The sequence below is a fragment of the Bartonella sp. CM120XJJH genome, from assembly GCF_042194715.1.
In the GTDB taxonomy this organism is placed as follows: Bacteria; Pseudomonadota; Alphaproteobacteria; order Rhizobiales; family Rhizobiaceae; genus Bartonella.
On sequence record NZ_JBHINE010000169.1, the window covers coordinates 1 to 510 of the forward strand.

At 33.5% G+C, this 510-nt stretch carries 1 protein-coding gene; it reads left to right on the top strand.

Annotation, left to right across the window (positions count from 1 at the left end):
* Positions 1 to 141 precede the first annotated feature (141 nt).
* Entirely contained in the window at positions 142 to 342 is a 201-nt protein-coding gene (locus ACFIKU_RS10405) for an AlpA family transcriptional regulator (RefSeq protein ID WP_015856195.1), read from the top strand.
* Positions 343 to 510 lie beyond the last annotated feature (168 nt).

The window sequence follows — 510 nt, forward strand, 5'->3', positions numbered from 1 at the left end:
AGATTCATAAATTATCACATCAGAAATTATATGATAAAATATTGTTTTCTATAAATAAAATACCTTCAAAAATGAACCAAAATATGGTTAATAAATGCTTATGATTTGTTACCATTTTTTTACTTTTGAAAGGATTTTATTATGATAGAAAATGATATTCTTTTAACAGACCGTGAAAGTGCAAAATTGCTTCATATGAGTGTCTCAACATTCCGCCGTCATGTTACCAATGGCTCTCTCCCCAAACCCCTAAAATTTGGTTTTTTATCGCGTTGGTTACAATCAGATCTTTTGAATGTCATCGAGCAAGCAAAACAGCAACGTTATAACGACGCAGCATAAAAAGAAAACCTTGTCACGTAAGGACGGGACAAGGCTTTCTCAAACTCATCAACCTGGTGCTTTATTTGGTGTAAATTCAAGGCTTTCTCTACTGAAGCAAGACTTAAGGCTGGCATTCAAGTTGTTCTGAATGTTTTTTACAATAAGGGCTATTTAAGCGTCTCTCAA

Bases quoted from the DNA above. Each gene is read 5' to 3' on its own strand.
- ACFIKU_RS10405 (WP_015856195.1), top strand. From the start codon at position 142: ATGATAGAAAATGATATTCTTTTAACAGACCGTGAAAGTGCAAAATTG.